The organism is Pantoea sp. DY-5 (genome assembly GCF_019795955.1).
In the GTDB taxonomy this organism is placed as follows: Bacteria; Pseudomonadota; Gammaproteobacteria; order Enterobacterales; family Enterobacteriaceae; genus Pantoea; species Pantoea leporis.
In genome coordinates this window covers 1,010,767-1,029,327 of record NZ_JAIMIE010000001.1, presented here as the reverse complement: position 1 = coordinate 1,029,327, position 18,561 = coordinate 1,010,767, and the positions used below count along the sequence as shown (strand labels likewise).

Sequence of the window (18,561 nt, the reverse complement as noted above, 5' to 3'; positions counted from 1 at the left end):
CGTGGCAAAACGTAATCCTTATGCCCCGCGCGAATGGCTGCCGCATGAAAAGCCGATGCTGCCGGGTTCGCCCTCAACGCCGCTGCATTCGCCTTCGAAGCGCATCGCATTTGGCATCATTGGCTTATTGATCTCGATTACCGGCGCGCTGAGTAACGCGCTGGTCTCTGCCAACCTCACCAATCTGCAAGGCACCTTCGGCGCTTACAGCAATGAGATCGCCTGGCTGCCCGCGGTATATGTGATGGGCAACATCTCCATCAACCTGCTGCTGGTGAAGTTCCGCCAGCAGTTTGGTCTGCGGCTGTTCACCGAAGCGTTTCTAGTGCTGTATGTGATCGTGGCATTTTTCCACCTGCTGGCTAACGATCTCAGCTCGGCGATCATTGTCCGCACCGCGCACGGCATGGTCGGCGCGGCGCTCAGTTCGCTCGGCATCTATTACCAGATTCAGGCCTGGCCGGCGAAGCATCGGCTTAAAGCCCTGGTGATTGGCATCACCGCGTCGCAGCTGGCGATTCCGCTGGCACGATTGTTCTCCACCGAACTGCTGCAGCTGCAAGAGTGGCGCGGTTTATACCTGTTTGAACTCGGTCTGGCGATGATCTCGCTGGGCTGCGTGCTGGTGGTGAAACTGCCGCCCGGCGACCGCATCAAAGCCTTTGAAAAGATGGATTTCCTCACCTTTATGCTGATGGCGCCGGGCATGGCGCTGCTGTGCGCGGTGCTGTCGCTGGGCCGCATCGAATGGTGGTTCAGCACGCCGTGGCTCGGTGTGGCATTAGCGCTGGCGCTGGTGTTGATCGTGGCGGCGATTGTCGTCGAGCACAACCGTAAGAATCCGTTGCTGAATACCCGCTGGCTCAGCAACGGCACGATTGTGCGGCTGGGCATTGTGATGATCATGATGCGTATTCTGCTGGCCGAGCAAAACACCGGCGCGGTGGGTTTCCTGCAGCAGCTTGGCTTACTCAACGATCAGATGCGCGGTCTGGCGTTAGCGATCATTGCCGGGGTGATTTGCGGCATGATCGCCAGCGCATTAACCATCAAACCCACGCATCTGAGCTGGCCAATTGTCGTGTCGCTGGTGGTGATGATCGTCGCCTCGCTGATGGATGCGCAATCCAACCCGCTGACGCGCGCCCACAATCTCTACTTTAGCCAGTTTCTGCTCGGTTTCGGCAGCGCCTTCTTCCTCGGGCCCGCTATGCTGCTGGGGATTGGCGGCGTGGTGACGCAGCCGAAAAACCTGGTCAGCTTCTCGGTGCTGTTCGGTATGAGCCAGAACTTAGGCGGCCTGATCGGCGCGGCCATTCTCGGCACGTTCCAGACGTGGCGCGAAAAATACCACTCCAGCCTGCTGGGCGATCAGCTGTCGCAGCTGGATCCCAACGTGACCGAACGCCTTAGCCAGTACAGCTCGCTGTTTAGCAGCCAGTTGCCGGATAGCGTGCTGCTCAGCGCGCAAAGCAGCAGCCAGCTGCAAACGGTGGCGACGCTGCAAGCCAACGTGCTGGCCTATAACGATACTTATCTTCTTACCGCCGCGCTGGCTTTCATCACCTTAATCTGGGTGCTGTATCGCCTGACGCGCTTACGCTATATCAACTGGCGTCAGACTAAAATGAATGCGGCACAACCAGTAACCCCGACGGAGAATTCATGAGCCAACAGGACGACATTCAGGCGGCGGAGCGCGAGCGCACCAACCGCCGACGCATTCTTTCTATCGCCGCTGGCAGCGGCATTGTCATCGTCGGCGTGCTGGTGATCCTCTATGCCTGGCAGCTGTGGCCGTTCACCAGCACCGTTCAGTCCACGGAAAACGCCTACGTGCGTGGCCAGGTAACCTTTATCAGCCCGCAGGTGAATGGCTATCTGACCGAAGTGAACGTGGTGGATTTGCAGCCAGTGACCAAAGGCCAGCTGCTGATGACCATCGACGATCGTATCTATCGTCAGCGCGTGCATCAGGCGCAGGCGCAGCTGGATATGAAAATCGCCGCGCAGAACAACAACCAGCAGCAGCGTAAAAGTGCCGAAGCCAACATTCTCAGCAACAAAGCGGCGCTGGAAAATGCTAAAGCGCAGGCGCTGAAAAGCAGCCTCGATCTCAAGCGCGTCGAGAATCTGGCGGCTGATGGCTCGCTGTCGGTGCGTGAGCGCGACGCCGCACGCGCGGCGAATGCCCAGGCGCAGGCGCAGTTGCGACAGGCGGATGCGCAGGTGGCCGTTTCACAACAGAATCTGCAAACCGTGGTGGTGAATCGCGCGTCACTGCAAGGCGATGTTGCCAGTGCGCAGGCGGCGCTGGAGTTGGCAAATATCGACCTGGCGAATACACGCATCATCGCGCCAGACAGCGGCCAGCTCGGTCAGCTGTCGGTGCGCAAAGGCAGCTATGTGACCGCCGGCACGCGTTTGACCTCGGTGGTGCCAGAAAACAAATGGATCATCGCGAATTTCAAGGAAACTCAACTGGCGCGCGTGCGTCCCGGCTTGCCGGTGAACATCCGCGTCGATGCGCTGGACGGTAAGCATTACGATGGCCGCGTCGAGTTTATTTCGCCTGCCGCCGGATCCGAATTCAGTGCTATCTCGCCGGATAACGCCACCGGCAACTTTGTGAAAATTGCCCAGCGCATTCCGGTGCGCATCAAAATTTTGAATGACGATCTGCAAGCACTGCGTCCGGGCATGTCAGTGGAAGTGAGCATTGATACCGCCGCAGAGCCGCACAAGGATACGCCATGAGGCGCTTATTGCTAGCCACCTGTGTGGCATTGATGGTGAGCGGCTGTGCAACGCAAGTGGAAAAAGCGCCCTCATCGTTGCCGATTCCTGAGAGCTGGCGTCAGCAGGTGGGCCCGCATGCGCTGCCGGAGGCGCAATGGTGGCAGAATTTCGGCGATGCCAATCTTAATCGCCTCGTCACGCAGGCGCTGCAGCACAACAGCGATGTCCTCACCGCGCGTTCGCGCGTGGATCAATACCGTGCCGAGTTGCGTGCCGCGCAGGGCGATAATTTTCCAACGCTGTCGGCGGGCGTGGCGGCTACGCATCAGCGTGCGCTGTCGGCGGCCACCGGTCAGCCGTATGAAAACGCGGTATTTCAGGGATTGCTGCAGGCTAACTACGAGGTGGATTTATGGGGCAGCCGCAGCAACAGCATTCGCGCCGCAGAAGCTTCGCTGGATGCGCAGCGTGCTGCCGCTTCTGCCGCTGAGCTCACCGTCGCCAGTTCGGTGGCCTCGGGCTACCTCAGCTTGTGTGCGCTGGATGAACAGCTGCGCGTAACCCAGGCAACGCTGGCGACGCGTAAAAACTCGCTCAACCTGGCGCAGCGCCAGTTTGAAACCGGCTACACCTCGCGGCTTGAATGGATGCAGGCCGCCTCGGAATATCAAACCGCCAAAGTGCAGATTCCGCAGTTGCAGCATCAGATCGAGCAGCAGGAGAACGCGCTTAGCGTCCTGGTGGGCATGAACCCGCGCCAAATTGCGCGCAGCAGCCAGTTCGACCACATCAAGCCGCAAATCTTGCCATCGCTGCTGCCGTCGCAGCTGCTGAATCGCCGTCCCGATATTGTGCAGGCGCAGCGCCAGCTGCTGGCCGCCGACGCGTCACTGGCGTCAACCCATGCCAAACTGTTGCCGTCGCTCAATCTCACCGCCAGCGGCACCTTGCAAAGCAGCGAACTGCATCAGCTGCTGGATAATCCGTTCCGTCTGTGGAGCATTGGCGGCAGCATTCTGGCTCCGCTGCTGAATCGCGAAGCGCTAACTGCTCAGGTGGATGTGGCGATGGCGACGCGTAATCAGGCGCTGTACGGTTATGAAAAAGTGGTGCGTAACGCCTTCTCCGACGTGGATAACGCGCTGGATGCCATTCGCCGTAGCGAGGAGCAGCTGGCGGAGTTGCAGAAACAGGAGAGTTATGTGGCGGAAGCGTATCGCATTGCCCACAACCGTTACCAAAATGGTTACGCCTCTTATCTGGATGAGCTGGACGCCCAGCGCACGCTGTTCAGCACTCAGCTGAATATCGTGTCAGTAAAAAATACGCTGCTGTTAGCGCAAATCGATCTATATCGTTCGCTCGGCGGCGGCTGGCAGGGTTAAACATCATGTCGCAAGGCCATTTTTCGGTAGAAATTCCGCCGTAAAACGGCCTGCGTCTGGTTTTAAATCGGCAGTAAACGATTCTAAAGTCATTCATGCTTCTTTTTACTTGTCTTTACAAATAATGTTATTATCCGCCCGCTTTACACAGTCTGAACGGAACAGTGTTGGTAAGTTTACCAGCGCGGTCGCTCATCCAGGCGGCTTGCAAAGACAGGGGAAGAAAAGGAAATGATGAATAAAAAAATCGGTTTTGCGTTGTTAGTTACTGCGGTCCTGTTAACCGGCTGTGCGCCGCGTACTGCGCCGATCCAGAATGTGAGCCAGACCGTGGGTCAGAGCTACTCGGATGAGCAAATGAAACAAGCTATCGTCCAGGCGGGTGCCGCTAACCATTGGGTGATGACGCCAGCCGGTCCGGGCGTGATGAATGGTCACCTGGCCGAGCGCGGACATACCGCAGATATTCGCGTGAACTACACCGCGAACAGCTATCAAATCCAGTATGTCAGCAGCCAGAATCTGAAAGCAGGCAGCGGTCAGATTCACCGCAACTATAACCGCTGGATTCAGAACCTGAGCCAGGGCATCCAGACGCGTCTGGCGGTCGAAGCCGCTAAATAAGCGCGAAGCGTGATTGCTGACATAATGTTGTAAAGTTAGCCGTAACGCTGCCGAAATAGAAACAGGCGGGCCATGTGCCCGCCTTGTTAATCGGCGACATCCGCATGGGATGACGGGTATAGAGAGCAAGGAAGGGATGCCGCGCAGCGAAAACCGGACCATCCCTGAGGCTGAAGAAAGAATACAGGTATGAAACTCGCTTACTCCCTTGTTGACTGGCACGCCATCGCGCCGGGCAACAGCACCGCAGAAGAGTGGCAACGCTGGGCGCAACAGGCACCGGTGTTAGAGGCCACGCAACCTATCGCGAAACCCCAATTTTTGCCGATGATGACCGCGCGTCGTCTCAGCGCCGGCAGCCGTGCTGCGGTTGAATGCGGGCTGGCGTTATTGGCGCGGCAAAGCGTGGACGCCATCGTCTTCACCAGTCGCCACGGCGAACTGGAGCGTAATCTGCGCATTCTCACCGCGCTGGCGGAACAGCAAGCGCTGTCGCCCACCGATTTCGCCATGTCGGTTCACAACTCAGCGGTGGGCAGTTTGACCATCGCCGCGCGTCAGCCGCTGGTTTCATCCTCGGTTTCGGCCGGTATTGATAGCTTCCAGCAAGGATTGATAGAAGTGGCGGCGCTGCATCAGGCGGGTTATGCGCAGGTGCTGCTGGTGGATTTTGACGGCGTGGTGCCGGATTACTACCGTCCGTGGCTACCGGAAATCGATCGCTTTAATGCGCCGTACGCGCTAGCGCTGCTGCTACGCGCAGGCGAGGCATGGCGTTGCGAAGCGCAGGCCGGCAAACCCGCTGAGCTGCACAACCCTCTGCCGCAAAGTCTGCAATTTCTGGCGGCGATGCTGCACAACACGCCACGTTTTAGCGTGGCCGGCGAGCGCCATCAGTGGCACTGGGAGCGTCTGCATGGTGGATAATTCGCTGACCGAGGCGCGTCCCGGTTTCAACTATTACTGGCGGCTGGTGATGACCGCCGTCAGCTTTACGCTGTTCAGCGTGGGCGGCCTGCTACTGTCGCTGATTTGGTTCAATCTGCTGTTACTGGTGCAGCGTGATGGCCTGCGCCGTCGCCATATCGCCCGCAGCAGCATCGCCTGGAGCTTCCGCTGCTTCCTGCGTTTCTGCCGCTTTGTCGGGGTTTACGATTACCAAATCATCGGCGCAGAACAGCTGCGTCAGGATCGCGGCTGCCTGATCGTCGCCAACCATCCGTCACTGATCGATTACGTGATGATCGCTTCGGTGCTGCCGGAGATGGATTGCCTGGTGAAAGCCGAGCTGCAGCACAACATTTTCTTCCGTGGCGTGATTCGCGCCGCCGATTACCTGATTAACAGCGAAGCCGATACGCTGCTGCCAGACAGCCAGCAGCGACTGGCGCGCGGCGATACCATTCTGATTTTCCCGGAAGGCACGCGCACACGTTATGGCGAGCCGCTGAAGCTGCAGCGCGGTGCCGCCAACATTGCGGTGCGCGCGGGCTGCGATTTGCGTGTGGTGCACATCAGCTGCACCGAGCGCATGCTCGATAAGCAAAGCCGCTGGTATCAGATTCCGCTGGTTAAACCGATTTTTACTGTACGCGTACAATCGCGTATTGCCAGCCACGCCTTTTGTGAAGCCGAAGAGGATGCGCAGCCGCTGGCCGCACGTCGTCTGACGCGTCATCTGCAACAGGCGCTGGTGCCTGACGAGACCAACTAAGTTATGCAAGTACTGATTAACGACATCAAACAGATGATTATCGACACGCTGAATCTGGAAGATATCAGCCCTGACGACATCGAAACCGACGCACCGCTGTTTGGCGAGGGGCTGGGCCTCGATTCAATCGATGCGCTGGAGCTGGGACTGGCGGTGAAAAATCGCTTCGGCGTACAGCTCTCCGCCGAGAGCGAAACGCTGCGCGCGCACTTTTTTTCCGTGGCTACACTGGCCGCGTTTGTTGAACAACAGCAAGCCTGAGAACAGTCAACATGATCAACAAAAACGAAATTTACCAGGAAGTGGCTTCGCTGCTCACCTCGCTGTTTGAAATTGAGCCGGATGATATTCGTCCGGACGCCCGCCTGTATGAAGACCTCGAGCTGGATAGCATCGATGCGGTCGATATGGTGGTGCATCTGCAAAAGCGTACTGGCCGTAAGATCAAACCGGAAACCTTCCGCGCGGTGCGTACCGTGCAGGATGTGGTGGATGCCGTCGATCAACTGATGCGCGACGAAGCCTGATCGCATGCTGCTGCGGCTGCTAAACGGAGCGGCGCTGCTGGCGTGGCCGTTTCTGGTGTGGTTAACCCTCACCCAGCCACAGTGGCGCGGCGTGACGGGCCTGCTGGCGCTGATGTTTGTGCTGCGCGTCTGGACGCTGCGCCGCGCCGCCGGGCCGATGGCGCGCGTGATGCTACTGCTGGCGCTGGTGGGCAGCGCGTTATGCCTCGCCAGCCTGCTGCTGCGATCGCAACATCTGCTGCTGTGGTATCCGCTGGTGGTCAATGCATCGATGCTGCTGCTGTTTGGCGCGTCGCTGTGGAGCCCCATGCCGCTGGTAGAGCGGCTGGCACGGCTGCGCGAACCGGATCTGCCACCGCGCGCGGTGCGTTATACTCGCCGCGTGACGCAAGTGTGGTGCGGCTTTTTCATCTTCAACGGCAGCGTGGCGTTGCTCACCTGCCTGCTCAATGATGTCACGCTTTGGACACTCTGGAATGGGTGCATCAGCTATCTGCTGATGGGCACGCTGATGGGCGGCGAATGGCTGCTGCGTCAGCGCATAAGGAAACAGGCATGAACCTACATAGCCTCCGCGACTGGCTCAGCGCGCCGGATCGCATGGTGGCCTGGCACGGCCAACAGCAACATACGCTGCACACCTTGCGTCAGCAGGTACGGGCGCTGGCCGATCGGCTGCAAAACCAGCCCGGCCAATATTGGGCGCTGTGCTTTGATAACAGCTATGCGTTTACCGCCGCGCTGCTGGCGCTGTGGCACGCCGGTAAAACGCCGGTGATCCCCGGACACTGTCGCGCGGCCCAGCTGGAAGAGATGGCCGACAGCCTGGATGGCGTGATCAGCGATATGCCGCTGGCATTCGCGCTGCCGCAGCTGCGCTGGGACGACGCACTGGCGAGCGGCGCGTTACCGCCAATCGCCGCCGACGCCACGCTGGTGTTGTTCACCTCTGGTTCGACCGGCACGCCGCGTCGCGTAGTGAAATCGCTGCGCGCGCTGGATCTTGAAGCCCGCTGGCTCTCCAGCTTGTGGGGCCCACGCTTACGTGATTGCCATGTGATTGCCTCCGTCAGCCATCAACATCTGTATGGCCTGAGTTTTCGCATCGTGCTACCGATGGCGTTGGGTTTACCCTTTGCCGCGCAGCAAATTTTCTACAGTGAACAGCTGGCCGATCAATCACCCGATCGTCGCTACGCGTTTATCAGCAGTCCGGCGTTTCTGCGGCGTCTCGATCCTGCGTTGGCCGGGCCGCGCTGCGAGCTGATCGTGTCCGCCGGTGGCGCGTTGCCGTGGACGGCGGCGCAGCATGCGCAACAGACGCTGAGCTGCACGGTTGATGAAATCTATGGCAGCACCGAAACCGGCGTGATTGGCTGGCGCTGCGCACGCGAGGAGAACGCGCTGTGGCACTGTTTCCCGCAGATTACCCTGCGTGAGCAGGACGCCGGACGCTGGCGGGTGTTTTCCGCTTTGCTGGAAACCGATGCCGGTTGCGCGCTCGACGATCGTATTGTGCAGCAGCCGTCCGGCCAGTTTCAGCTGGCAGGGCGTCAGGATCGCGTGGTGAAGATTGAAGACAAGCGCGTCTCGCTGAGTGAAATTGAACGCCGCCTGCTGGCGTTGCCCGGCGTGGATGATGCCGCCGCGCTGGCGATTCAGCGTCACGGTCGTCATGCGATTGGCGTGGTACTGGCGCTGCCTGAGATGCTGGATGCGGCGACGCTGCATCAGCTAAAAATTGAGTGGAAACGCGCGCTGCAACCCTGGCTGGAGCCGGTGGCGATTCCGCGCTATTGGCGCGTGGTGACATCGATTCCTGTCACCGCACAAAGTAAACGCGCCTGGCCACAAATTGAGGAGTTATTTGATGCTGCCGGTTGAACTGCATGCCGAACAGCAGGGCGATGCACTGACATTGCGCCTGCACGTTGTTGCCGATCTGTTTTGGTTTCGCGGCCATTTCCCGACGCTGCCAATCCTGCCCGGCGTGGCGCAGCTCGACTGGGCGCTGCATTACGGCCTGACGCGTTTAGCCATCGGTAAATCTTTCGCTGCGATTGACAATATCAAGTTCCAGCAGCCGGTGCCGCCGGATGCCGAGCTGGCCTTACAGCTGCAGTGGCAGGCAGAAAAATCGCTGCTCAGTTTCAGCTACAGCCTGATCAACGGCGACGTGGCGACGGTGGCCAGCAGCGGGAAGATCCGCCTGTGTTGAGTTCTCACTTCACGCCTTGTGTGCTGATTCCCTGCTATAACCACGGCGCGATGCTGGCGTCGGTGCTGGCGCGGCTGGCACCGTTCAACTTGCCGGTGATTCTGGTGGATGACGGCAGCGATGCCACCACCAAACAGCAGATTGCGGCGCTGGAGGCACCGCAGTTGCGGGTACTGACGCTACCCCACAATCAGGGCAAAGGCGCGGCGGTGATTGCCGGGATGCGCGCGGCGGCGGCGGCGGGTTACAGCCACGCGCTGCAACTCGATGCCGATGGCCAGCATCAGGTGGAAGACACGCCGCGTATGCTGGCCGAAGCGCAGCGTTATCCGCACTGTCTGATCTCCGGTCAGCCGCTTTACGACGCCTCGATTCCCAAATCGCGCCTCTATGGCCGCTACATCACCCATTTCTGGGTGTGGGTGGAAACGCTGTCGTTCTCGCTGAAAGACAGCATGTGCGGCTTCCGCGTCTATCCGCTCGCGCCATCGCTGGCGTTGTGCGATCGCCATCCAATTGGTCAGCGCATGGATTTCGACACCGAAATCATGGTGCGCCTCTATTGGCAGGGCACGCCGAGCCGTTTTATCACCACGCGCGTGACCTATCCGGCCAGCGGCGTATCGCACTTTGATGCGCTGCGGGACAACCTGCGCATCTCATGGATGCACACGCGGCTGTTCTTCGGCATGTTGCCACGCATCCCGCAGTTGCTGCGTCAGCGTAGTGATGCGCAACACTGGTCTGCAAAGCCGGAACGACGCGGGCAGAGCGGTTTGCGCTTTATGCTGTGGCTCTATCGCCGCGCCGGACGCTTGCCTTTTATCTTGCTGCTGTGGCCGGTGGTGGCGGTTTACTGGCTAACCGGACGCACCGCGCGCGCCGCCTCGCAGCAGTGGCTGACGCGAGTGCGGGCGATGGCGCAGCGGCAGAACATCGCGCTGCCTGCGCCGCTCAGCAGCTATCGTCACTTTTTGCGTTTCGGCTACAGCATGCTGGATAAAGTCGCTAGCTGGCGCGGCGATCTGCAATGGGGACGCGACATTGATTTCGCGCCGGGTGCGGAAGCCACCATTCGCGCCGCCGAGGGCAAAGGCCATCTGATTCTGGCCTCGCATCTCGGTGATATCGAAGCCTGCCGCGCGATGGCCAAACAGGTCAGCGGATTGGTGATTAATGCGCTGGTGTTTACTGACAATGCGCAACGCTTCCGCGAGGTGCTGGAGAGCATTGCACCGCAGGCGGGCGTCAATCTGCTGCCGGTCACCGATATCGGTCCGGACACCGCCATTCTGCTGCAGCAAAAACTCGATGCCGGTGAATGGGTGGCGATTGTTGGCGATCGTACCGCCGTGCATCGCCAGCGCGGCGGCGAGCGTCGCGTGGTGTGGAGTGAATTTATGGGCCATCCTGCACCGTTTCCCCAGGGACCTTTTGTGCTGGCGGCGGCGTTGCGCTGTCCGGTGCTGCTGATGTTTGCCCTGCGCGAACAGGGGCGATTGCGGGTGCACTGCGAAGCCTTTGCCGATCCGCTCTCGCTGCCGCGCGCCCAGCGCCAGCAGGCGTTACAGGCCACCGTCGATCGCTACGCCGAACGGTTACAACAGCACGCGCTGATGGCGCCGCTGGATTGGTTTAACTTTTACGATTTCTGGACGTTGCCCGAGGAGAAAAGCCGCGATGAGTGAAAGCAACTACCGCGCTGAGGTGGACATAACCGTGTCGTTTCACGACTGCGACCCGATGGGCGTGGTATGGCACGGCAACTATTTCCGCTTTTTTGAAGTGGCGCGCGAAGCCTTGCTGCGCAGCGTCAATTACAGCTACGGCGAAATGGCCGCCAGCGGCTACGTCTGGCCGGTGGTCGATACCCATGTGAAATACCGCCAGCCGCTGCGCTGCGAAGAGGTGGTGCGCGTCATCGCCAGTATCAGCGAATACGAAAACCGTTTACGCATTGATTATGTGATCCGCAACGCGGCGGGTCAGGTGACCACCAAAGCACACACGCTGCAGGTGGCGGTCAATGCAGCGACCCAAGAGATGTGTTTTGTCTCGCCCGATATTCTGTTTGAACGCCTGGGAGTGAAACCGTGATCAGAACCCTTTGTCTGCTGCTGCTGGTGATCTGCGCCAACGCCAGCGCGGTTACGCTCGAGCAGTTGCAACAGCGCTTCGCCAGCCAACCGGTGATCCGCGCCAATTTTGTTCAGGTGCGCACCATTGCTGGCATGGCGCAGCCGCTGGTGTCACGCGGTCAGCTATTGATCGCCCAGCAGCAGGGTTTGTGGTGGCAGCAAGCCACGCCGTTCCCGCTGATGTTGATCCTTGATGACAAGCGCATGGTGCAGAGCATGAGCGGCCAGCCGCCGCAGGTGATCACCGCCGACAGCAATCCGCAGATGTTCCAGTTCAACCATCTGTTGCGCGCGCTGTTCCAGGCAGATGAAAAGGTGCTGCGTGAGAATTTTGCGCTCGATTTCCACGATCTGGGCAACAACCGCTGGCAACTTGGTTTGACGCCGAAAGCCGCGCCGCTGAATAAGATCTTTAACCGTATCGATCTGCAAGGCGAGGCGTTTCTTAATCGCATCACGCTGGATGATAAGCAGGGCGATAAAACCGAGATCACCCTTAGCGCTACCCGCACCGAACCGAAACAGTTAACCGATGAAGAGCGAGCCCGTTTTGCCCCAGCGCAGTGAAAAAACCGTTGCGCTGCTGTGGCTGGCGGTGTGCCTGACGTTAGCGCTGGCGCTGGCGGTTTTGCTGCCGCGCAGCCAGCTGAACAGCAGCGTGCTGGCGTTATTGCCGCAGCAAAACCTCGGCCAGGCACCAGCGGAGATCCAGCACGGCTTTATGCAGCGCCTCGATCGTCAGCTGGTGTGGCTGGTAAGTGCCAACGATCACCACGGCGATGCGGTTGCGGCCTGGTGGCAAGCGCAGCTGCAAGCCTTGCCGATGCTGACACAGGTAAGCGGCGCGCTGGATGACGATCAGATGCAGCGCTGGGGCGCCTATGCGTTTCAACATCGCAACGGCTTGATCGATCCGGCCACGCGCGCGCGCTTGCAGAACGGCGGTGACGCGCAGGCCGACTGGATTCTGGCGCAGCTGTTCTCGGCTTTCGCGGGCGTCGGCAGCAAAGAGATCGGCCACGATCCGCTGCTTCTGGTGCGCGGCGCACAGCTGGCGATGCAGCAGAACGCCAATAAAATGCTGCTGCATAACGGCTGGCTGACGGTCAAGGATGCGCAGCAGCGCCGCTGGTATTTCCTGCACGGCGAGCTGGCGAGCAATGCTTTCAGTATCAAAGAGAGCCATCAGCTGGTGACCGCGCTTAATCAGCTGGAGCAACAGCTGAAAACCCGCTGGCCGGATGCGCAACTGCTGACGCGTGGCACGGTGCTGTTTAGCGACGATGCCAGTCAGCGCGCGCAGCATGATGTCGAAACCCTCGGCAGCGCAACGTTAGCGGGATTGCTGCTGCTGGTGTGGCTGGTGTTCCGTTCATTACGGCCGCTGGCGCTCTGTGCATTGTCGGTGGCGATAGGTGCGATGGCGGGCACGGTGCTGACGTTGCTCTGTTTTGGTGAGCTGCATCTCACCACCTTAGTGATGAGCCTCAGCATTGTCGGTATTTCGGCCGATTATACGCTCTACTATCTGACGGAACGCATGGTGCACGGCGAGCAAGCCACGCCGTGGCAAAGTTTGCATAAGGTGCGCGGCACGCTGCTGCTGGCGCTCGGCACCACGGCGATTGCCTGGCTGTTGATGCTGCTGGCACCGTTCCCCGGCTTGCGCCAGCTGGCGGTATTTGCCGCCAGCGGATTAAGCGCATCCTGCCTGACGGTGATCTGTTTTTATCCGTGGCTGGTACGCGGTTTACCGGTGCGGCCGATTCCGGCGATGGTATGGCTGGCGCGCTGGCTGGCCGCGTGGCGACGCAATAACGGGCTGAAGCGCGGCTTACCGGCGCTGGTGGCGATCTATGCGCTAAGCGGCATGCTGCAACTCAAGGTCGATGATGATATTGCCCATCTGCAAAGTGCGCCGGCGCAACTGTTAGCGCAGGATCGTCAGCTGGCGCAGCTCACCGGTCAGCAGGCCGATCAAACCTGGTTTGTGGTGTGGGGCGATGATGAACAGCAAGCACTGCAACGGCTGAGCGCGCTAACACCGAAGCTGCAGCAGGCGCAGCAGCAAGGCTGGTTCAAAAGTTATCGCGTGCTGCCGCTCAGTTCGCTGGCGCAGCAGCAGCAGGATGTAGCGCTCCTACAGCAGGCTGCACCAACCATTCTGGATCGATTGAAGCAGGCGGGCATTACTGTAGCGGATGCTAATCTCAGCGCCATGCCGGTGACCGCCGCCGACTGGCTGGCGAGCCCGCTGAGTGAAGGCTGGCGGCTGCTGTGGCTGTCGCTGCCGGACGGACGCAGCAGCGTGCTGGTGCCGATCGGCGGCGTTAAGAACAGCGCCGCGTTGCAGCAGCTGGCATCCCAGCAGGCGGGTGTCAGTTGGGTTGATCGCAAGGCCAGCTATGATGAACTGTTCCGCTTCTGGCGCACGCTGCTGAGCGGATTGCTGGCGCTGGCATTATTGCTGATTACCGGCAGCTACATGCTACGGTTGGGCGTGAAAGCCGGGATGCGCAGCGCGCTGCCGTCGTGGCTGTCGCTGGCGGCGGCGCTGGCGACGCTGGGCTGGATCGGCGCGAGCCTCAATCTGTTTGCCTTACTGGCGCTGATTCTGGTGCTGGGCATCGGCATCAACTACACGCTGTTCTTCAGCAATCCGCGCGGCACGCCGTTAACCTCCATGCTGGCGGTGACGCTGGCGATGATGACCACGCTGTTAACGCTCGGCATGCTGGTGTTCAGCAGCACCGCCGCCATCAGCGGTTTTGGCACCGTGCTGTGCAGCGGGATTTTTTGTGCATTCTTGCTGGCGCCGCTGGCGCTGGCCCCGGGAAAAAGGAAGCGACGATGAAAATGGGCATTTTGCTGCTGTTGAGCCTGCTGGTAAGCGGCTGCGCGCAGCATCAGAGGGACCTCAATCGGCCAACCGCCTGGTTGAAGCCGGGCGTGCGCGTCATGCTGCCGGCGCCGGGCATCTCGCCGGCGTTTCAGCAGCAGCAGTTGCTGACCGGCCACGCCAAAGGCAAAACCCAGTCGCTGCTGGTGCTGCTGAGCGCGGATTCACAGCAGCTGAGCCTCGCCGGTTTGTCATCGCTTGGCATTCGCCTGTTCCGCGTCACCTATGATAAGAACGGCATTCACACGCAGCAGATGATGGCGCTGCCGGAAATGCCGCCCGCCAGCCAGGTGTTGGCGGATGTGATGCTGAGCCACTGGCCAATCAGCGCATGGCAGCCGCAGCTGCCGCGCGGCTGGACGCTGACCGACATCGACGATCGCCGCGAGCTGCGCGATGCGTCTGGCAAAGTAGTGACACTGATTCGTTATCTGCAGCGTGGCGAGTTGCGTGAGCCGATCAGCATCGATCAACGCGCTTTTGGCTATCAGATTCAAATCCAACATCTGGATGCCTCATCATGATTTACATCTCCGCCTTTGGCATGGTGAATGCGCTGGGCAACAACCTGGCGCAAATTGCCGCGCAGTTGCAAGCGGGCCACGCGCCCGGCATGCAACCGCGCGACGGCTGGCTGCAAGACGGCAAACGCTGCTGGCTGGGTGAAGTGCAGGGCGCGTTGCCGCTGATTCCTGCCGCGCTGGCGGCGCATAACACCCGCAACAATCAGCTGCTGCTGGCCGCGCTGGCGCAGATACGCCCGGTAGTGGATGCGGCGATCGCGCAATATGGGCGCGATCGCGTGGCGATTGTGCTTGGCACCAGCACCTCCGGCGTTGATGAAGGCGATCGTCAGGTGGATGACGCCTTGTCGGGCTACGATTACCGCATGCAGGAGCTTGGCGATCCATCACGCTTCCTGGCGCATTTTTTAGCGCTGGACGGTCCGGCTTACACCATTTCGACTGCCTGCTCATCCAGTGCGCGCGCCATAATTAGCGGCCAACGTTTGATTGATGCTGGTTTAGCGGACGTGGCGCTGGTGGGCGGCGCGGATTCGCTGAGTCGCATGCCGATTAACGGCTTCGCCAGCCTGGATTCGCTTTCTGAACGTCACTGCGCGCCGTTTAGCGCCGATCGCGACGGCATTTCGATTGGTGAAGCTGCCGCGCTGCTGCTGCTGACGCGCGAAAAGCAGCCGCTGGCGCTGCTCGGCTGCGGTGAATCGTCGGACGCGTGGCACATGTCGGCACCGCATCCTGAAGGCGTCGGCGCTGAGCGCGCTATGCTGATGGCGCTGCAACAGGCGGGTTTACAGCCGCAGGATGTCGGTTACATCAACCTGCACGGTACCGCCACGCCGCTGAACGATCAGGTGGAATCTGCGGTGATTCATCGCCTGTTTGGCGAACGCGTGCCGTGCAGCTCAACCAAACACCTGACCGGCCACACGCTGGGCGCGGCGGGCGCGACCGAAGCGGCTTTAGCCGCACTGATTCTGCAGCAGCAGCTGCCGCTGCCGCCGCAGGATTTCTCGCTGGCGGCACACGATACTTCGCTGCCGGCGTGCGGTTTGATCACCACGCCGCAGCCTTTGGCGCGCCCGGTGATTGCCTCAAATTCGTTTGCTTTTGGCGGGAACAATACCTGCCTGATTGTAGGAAAGCCTCATGAGTGATTTTCTGCCGGTAGATGCTTATCTGCCGCATCGTGCACCGATGCTGCTGCTGGATCGCGTCATCCAGGTTAGCGACGACAGCGTGATCTGCGAAGTCAGTATCAACGCGACAGGCGTGCTGGCCCCTTTTCTCACCGCACAGGGCGATTTACCGGCGTGGTACGGTGTGGAAATCATGGCGCAGACCGTTGGCGTCTGGTCGGGCTTTCATGCGCGTCAGCGCGGCGACAGTGAGATTCGTCCCGGCATGCTGCTTGGCGGACGCGGTTATCGTGCCAGCCGCGCCGCTTTCGCCGCCAACAGCACGCTGCGCGTTGAGATGCGCCTGCTGATGCGTGACGACCGATTGGGCAGCTTCGAAGGGGAGATCCGCTGCGGCGAGGCGATCATCGCCAGCGGGCGGCTGAATACCTATCAGCCCAATGAACACGAGTTAATTCAATTGCAACAGGGAGTTCAGCCATGACACGCAGCGTTTTAGTGACCGGCGCAAGTAAAGGTATTGGCCGCGCCATCGCACTGCGTCTGGCGCAGGATGGCTTTGAGATAGTGGTGCATTATCACCGCGACAGCGCCGGTGCCGCGCAGACGCTGGCTGAGATTGAGGCGGCGGGCGGATGTGGGCGCACCTTGCAGTATGACGTGGCGCAGCGCGATGCCACACGCAGCGCACTGGAACAGGATATCGCCGCGCATGGCGCCTATTACGGCGTGGTGAGCAATGCGGGCATCACGCGCGATGCGGCGTTTCCGGCGCTGACCGATGATGAGTGGGACAGCGTGATCCACACCAATCTCGACAGCTTCTACAACGTGATTCATCCGTGCGTGATGCCGATGATTGGCCTGCGCAAGGGCGGACGCATTATTACGCTCTCCTCGGTCTCGGGGATCATGGGCAATCGTGGCCAGGTCAACTACAGCGCGGCCAAAGCCGGCATTATCGGTGCCACCAAAGCGCTGGCGATTGAGCTGGCGAAACGCAAAATTACCGTGAACTGCATCGCACCTGGCTTGATTGATACCGGCATGACCGATCTTGAGCCGCTGGTGATTGACGAGGCAATGAAGCTGATCCCAATGAAGCGCATGGGCGCGGCGGATGAAGTCGCCGGACTGGCCAGCTACTTAATGTCGGACATCGCGGGCTACGTCACGCGTCAGGTGATTTCAATCAATGGAGGTATGCTGTGATTCAGCGCGTAGTGGTAACCGGCATGGGCGGCGTGACCGCTTTTGGTGAGCGCTGGAGCGCGGTGGCTGAGCGGATCAAACAGGGCAAAAATGCGGTGCGCCATATGCCGGAATGGCAGGTGTACGACGGCTTGCACACGCTGCTCGGCGCGCCAGTGGACAACTTTACGCCGCCAGCGCATTACACGCGCAAACGCATTCGTTCGATGGGGCGCGTCTCGCTGATGGCGACGCGCGCCACCGAACTCGCGTTAGAGCAGGCCGGTTTGATCGATCATCCGGTGCTAACCAGCGGTGAAACCGGCATTGCTTATGGCTCCTCAACCGGCAGCACCGGACCGGTGAGTGAATTCGCCACCATGCTGACGGAAAAGCACACCAACAACATCACCGGCACCACTTACGTGCAGATGATGCCGCACACCACCGCCGTCAATGCGGGCCTGTTCTTTGGCCTGCGCGGCCGGGTGATCCCGACGTCCAGCGCCTGTACGTCGGGCAGCCAGGCGATCGGTTATGCGTGGGAAGCGATTCGTCACGGTTATCAAACCGTGATGGTGGCGGGTGGCGCGGAAGAGTTGTGCCCGTCTGAAGCGGCGGTGTTTGACACGCTGTTCGCCACCAGCCAGCGCAACGACGCGCCGCACACGTCGCCCGCGCCGTTCGACCAGCAGCGCGACGGTTTAGTGATTGGCGAAGGTGCAGGCACCTTGATCCTCGAATCGCTGGAACATGCGCAGGCGCGCGGAGCCACCATTTATGCCGAGCTGGTGGGTTTCCATACCAACTGCGATGCCGCGCATATCACCCAGCCGCAGCGTGAAACCATGCAGATTTGTATCGAGCGCGCGCTGAAAACCGCCGGCGTCACGGCGGAGCAGATTGGCTATATCAATGCCCACGGCACCGCCACCGATCGCGGCGATATCGCCGAGAGTCAGGCCACCGCAGCGATCTATGGCAACAGCACGCCAATCTCTTCGCTGAAAAGCTACTTTGGCCATACGCTGGGCGCGTGCGGGGCGCTGGAAGCCTGGATGAGCATTGAGATGATGCGTGAAGGCTGGTTTGCGCCGACGTTGAATTTGTCGCAACCGGCCGCTGAATGCGGTGAACTTGATTACATCATCGGTGAAGCGCGCCAGATTGAGACAGATTACATCCAATCCAATAACTTTGCCTTTGGCGGGATTAACACTTCGCTGGTGTTTAAACGCTGGCGCGAAGGCTGATAGCAGGTCGCCATGAATGGCGCTTGTTAGTTAAGTCCGCGACGAACGCATGCCGGATGCGCTTTTGGTCCGGCGGTCCTCGCGCCGCTTACGCGGTACCTTCACTTAGCTCGTTTGCCTGACGGACCGGCGGAGACGGGACTTCCTTGTCCCGGCTCCGCCTTTCGCCCGCGTCCTGCGGGCTCTCCTGGCTTCCTCGCTTCGTTCAGCGCT

General features: G+C 60.2%; 20 protein-coding genes. All 20 read left to right on the top strand.

All coding sequences use genetic code 11. The features are described from left to right. The first annotated feature begins 1 nt into the window (after window position 1). Entirely contained in the window at window positions 2-1,669 is a 1,668-nt protein-coding gene (locus tag K5Y30_RS04860; protein ID WP_101760892.1) for an MFS transporter, read from the top strand. Then, on the top strand, window positions 1,666-2,757 hold the full coding sequence (locus K5Y30_RS04855; RefSeq protein WP_222181774.1) for an HlyD family secretion protein: 1,092 nt from the start codon (window positions 1,666-1,668) through the stop codon (window positions 2,755-2,757). The genes K5Y30_RS04860 and K5Y30_RS04855 overlap by 4 nt, the downstream gene beginning before the upstream one ends. Next, window positions 2,754-4,124: an efflux transporter outer membrane subunit gene (locus tag K5Y30_RS04850; protein ID WP_222210600.1), complete on the top strand. Its 1,371-nt coding sequence runs from the start codon at window positions 2,754-2,756 to the stop codon at window positions 4,122-4,124. Before K5Y30_RS04855 ends, K5Y30_RS04850 begins: the two co-directional genes overlap by 4 nt. 234 nt (window positions 4,125-4,358) lie before the next feature. Continuing rightward, on the top strand, window positions 4,359-4,748 hold the full coding sequence (locus K5Y30_RS04845; RefSeq protein WP_167391170.1) for a hypothetical protein: 390 nt from the start codon (window positions 4,359-4,361) through the stop codon (window positions 4,746-4,748). Between the two features lie 189 nt (window positions 4,749-4,937). Beyond that, entirely contained in the window at window positions 4,938-5,675 is a 738-nt protein-coding gene (locus K5Y30_RS04840; protein ID WP_222210599.1) for a beta-ketoacyl synthase chain length factor, read from the top strand. After that, the gene (locus tag K5Y30_RS04835; protein WP_222210598.1) at window positions 5,665-6,462 is read left to right on the top strand and encodes a 1-acyl-sn-glycerol-3-phosphate acyltransferase; all 798 of its coding nucleotides are present in this window, start codon (window positions 5,665-5,667) and stop codon (window positions 6,460-6,462) included. The genes K5Y30_RS04840 and K5Y30_RS04835 overlap by 11 nt, the downstream gene beginning before the upstream one ends. 3 nt (window positions 6,463-6,465) lie before the next feature. Beyond that, on the top strand, window positions 6,466-6,723 hold the full coding sequence (locus K5Y30_RS04830) for a phosphopantetheine-binding protein (protein ID WP_007887282.1): 258 nt from the start codon (window positions 6,466-6,468) through the stop codon (window positions 6,721-6,723). Window positions 6,724-6,734: 11 nt separating this feature from the next. Next, entirely contained in the window at window positions 6,735-6,989 is a 255-nt protein-coding gene (locus K5Y30_RS04825; protein WP_222181778.1) for an acyl carrier protein, read from the top strand. 4 nt (window positions 6,990-6,993) lie between these two features. Then, on the top strand, window positions 6,994-7,548 hold the full coding sequence (locus K5Y30_RS04820) for a hypothetical protein (RefSeq protein ID WP_222210597.1): 555 nt from the start codon (window positions 6,994-6,996) through the stop codon (window positions 7,546-7,548). Continuing rightward, window positions 7,545-8,873 carry an AMP-binding protein gene (locus K5Y30_RS04815; RefSeq protein ID WP_222210596.1) on the top strand — a complete coding sequence of 443 codons (1,329 nt, stop codon included), beginning with the start codon at window positions 7,545-7,547 and terminating at the stop codon, window positions 8,871-8,873. The genes K5Y30_RS04820 and K5Y30_RS04815 overlap by 4 nt, the downstream gene beginning before the upstream one ends. Beyond that, window positions 8,860-9,207: a beta-hydroxyacyl-ACP dehydratase gene (locus tag K5Y30_RS04810; protein ID WP_110865895.1), complete on the top strand. Its 348-nt coding sequence runs from the start codon at window positions 8,860-8,862 to the stop codon at window positions 9,205-9,207. The genes K5Y30_RS04815 and K5Y30_RS04810 overlap by 14 nt, the downstream gene beginning before the upstream one ends. Beyond that, window positions 9,201-10,895 carry a glycosyltransferase family 2 protein gene (locus K5Y30_RS04805; protein ID WP_222181780.1) on the top strand — a complete coding sequence of 565 codons (1,695 nt, stop codon included), beginning with the start codon at window positions 9,201-9,203 and terminating at the stop codon, window positions 10,893-10,895. Before K5Y30_RS04810 ends, K5Y30_RS04805 begins: the two co-directional genes overlap by 7 nt. Next, window positions 10,888-11,304 (top strand): thioesterase family protein, encoded by a 417-nt coding sequence (locus tag K5Y30_RS04800; RefSeq protein ID WP_222181781.1) that lies wholly within the window; start codon window positions 10,888-10,890, stop codon window positions 11,302-11,304. Before K5Y30_RS04805 ends, K5Y30_RS04800 begins: the two co-directional genes overlap by 8 nt. Then, a complete protein-coding gene (locus tag K5Y30_RS04795) occupies window positions 11,304-11,912 on the top strand; it encodes an outer membrane lipoprotein carrier protein LolA (RefSeq protein ID WP_370445552.1) in 609 nt (202 codons plus the stop codon). Before K5Y30_RS04800 ends, K5Y30_RS04795 begins: the two co-directional genes overlap by 1 nt. Further along, a complete protein-coding gene (locus tag K5Y30_RS04790) occupies window positions 11,878-14,199 on the top strand; it encodes an MMPL family transporter (RefSeq protein ID WP_222181782.1) in 2,322 nt (773 codons plus the stop codon). Before K5Y30_RS04795 ends, K5Y30_RS04790 begins: the two co-directional genes overlap by 35 nt. Then, on the top strand, window positions 14,196-14,768 hold the full coding sequence (locus K5Y30_RS04785) for a DUF3261 domain-containing protein (RefSeq protein ID WP_222181783.1): 573 nt from the start codon (window positions 14,196-14,198) through the stop codon (window positions 14,766-14,768). The genes K5Y30_RS04790 and K5Y30_RS04785 overlap by 4 nt, the downstream gene beginning before the upstream one ends. Next, on the top strand, window positions 14,765-15,922 hold the full coding sequence (locus K5Y30_RS04780) for a beta-ketoacyl-[acyl-carrier-protein] synthase family protein (RefSeq protein WP_222181784.1): 1,158 nt from the start codon (window positions 14,765-14,767) through the stop codon (window positions 15,920-15,922). The genes K5Y30_RS04785 and K5Y30_RS04780 overlap by 4 nt, the downstream gene beginning before the upstream one ends. After that, window positions 15,915-16,388, top strand: coding sequence for a hotdog family protein (locus K5Y30_RS04775; RefSeq protein WP_222181785.1), 474 nt, complete (start codon window positions 15,915-15,917; stop codon window positions 16,386-16,388). The genes K5Y30_RS04780 and K5Y30_RS04775 overlap by 8 nt, the downstream gene beginning before the upstream one ends. Continuing rightward, window positions 16,385-17,116, top strand: coding sequence for a 3-ketoacyl-ACP reductase FabG2 (locus tag K5Y30_RS04770; protein ID WP_222181786.1), 732 nt, complete (start codon window positions 16,385-16,387; stop codon window positions 17,114-17,116). The genes K5Y30_RS04775 and K5Y30_RS04770 overlap by 4 nt, the downstream gene beginning before the upstream one ends. Then, window positions 17,113-18,348, top strand: coding sequence for a beta-ketoacyl-ACP synthase (locus K5Y30_RS04765; protein ID WP_210080538.1), 1,236 nt, complete (start codon window positions 17,113-17,115; stop codon window positions 18,346-18,348). Before K5Y30_RS04770 ends, K5Y30_RS04765 begins: the two co-directional genes overlap by 4 nt. Window positions 18,349-18,561: the final 213 nt, after the last annotated feature.

Coding starts and splice junctions, on each gene's coding strand:
- K5Y30_RS04840 (WP_222210599.1), top strand. CDS start 4,938: ATGAAACTCGCTTACTCCCTTGTTGACTGGCACGCCATCGCGCCGGGC.
- K5Y30_RS04825 (WP_222181778.1), top strand. CDS start 6,735: ATGATCAACAAAAACGAAATTTACCAGGAAGTGGCTTCGCTGCTCACC.
- K5Y30_RS04815 (WP_222210596.1), top strand. CDS start 7,545: ATGAACCTACATAGCCTCCGCGACTGGCTCAGCGCGCCGGATCGCATG.
- K5Y30_RS04770 (WP_222181786.1), top strand. CDS start 16,385: ATGACACGCAGCGTTTTAGTGACCGGCGCAAGTAAAGGTATTGGCCGC.
- K5Y30_RS04775 (WP_222181785.1), top strand. CDS start 15,915: ATGAGTGATTTTCTGCCGGTAGATGCTTATCTGCCGCATCGTGCACCG.
- K5Y30_RS04790 (WP_222181782.1), top strand. CDS start 11,878: ATGAAGAGCGAGCCCGTTTTGCCCCAGCGCAGTGAAAAAACCGTTGCG.
- K5Y30_RS04785 (WP_222181783.1), top strand. CDS start 14,196: ATGAAAATGGGCATTTTGCTGCTGTTGAGCCTGCTGGTAAGCGGCTGC.
- K5Y30_RS04850 (WP_222210600.1), top strand. CDS start 2,754: ATGAGGCGCTTATTGCTAGCCACCTGTGTGGCATTGATGGTGAGCGGC.
- K5Y30_RS04855 (WP_222181774.1), top strand. CDS start 1,666: ATGAGCCAACAGGACGACATTCAGGCGGCGGAGCGCGAGCGCACCAAC.
- K5Y30_RS04830 (WP_007887282.1), top strand. CDS start 6,466: ATGCAAGTACTGATTAACGACATCAAACAGATGATTATCGACACGCTG.
- K5Y30_RS04820 (WP_222210597.1), top strand. CDS start 6,994: ATGCTGCTGCGGCTGCTAAACGGAGCGGCGCTGCTGGCGTGGCCGTTT.
- K5Y30_RS04835 (WP_222210598.1), top strand. CDS start 5,665: ATGGTGGATAATTCGCTGACCGAGGCGCGTCCCGGTTTCAACTATTAC.
- K5Y30_RS04845 (WP_167391170.1), top strand. CDS start 4,359: ATGAATAAAAAAATCGGTTTTGCGTTGTTAGTTACTGCGGTCCTGTTA.
- K5Y30_RS04780 (WP_222181784.1), top strand. CDS start 14,765: ATGATTTACATCTCCGCCTTTGGCATGGTGAATGCGCTGGGCAACAAC.
- K5Y30_RS04800 (WP_222181781.1), top strand. CDS start 10,888: ATGAGTGAAAGCAACTACCGCGCTGAGGTGGACATAACCGTGTCGTTT.
- K5Y30_RS04810 (WP_110865895.1), top strand. CDS start 8,860: ATGCTGCCGGTTGAACTGCATGCCGAACAGCAGGGCGATGCACTGACA.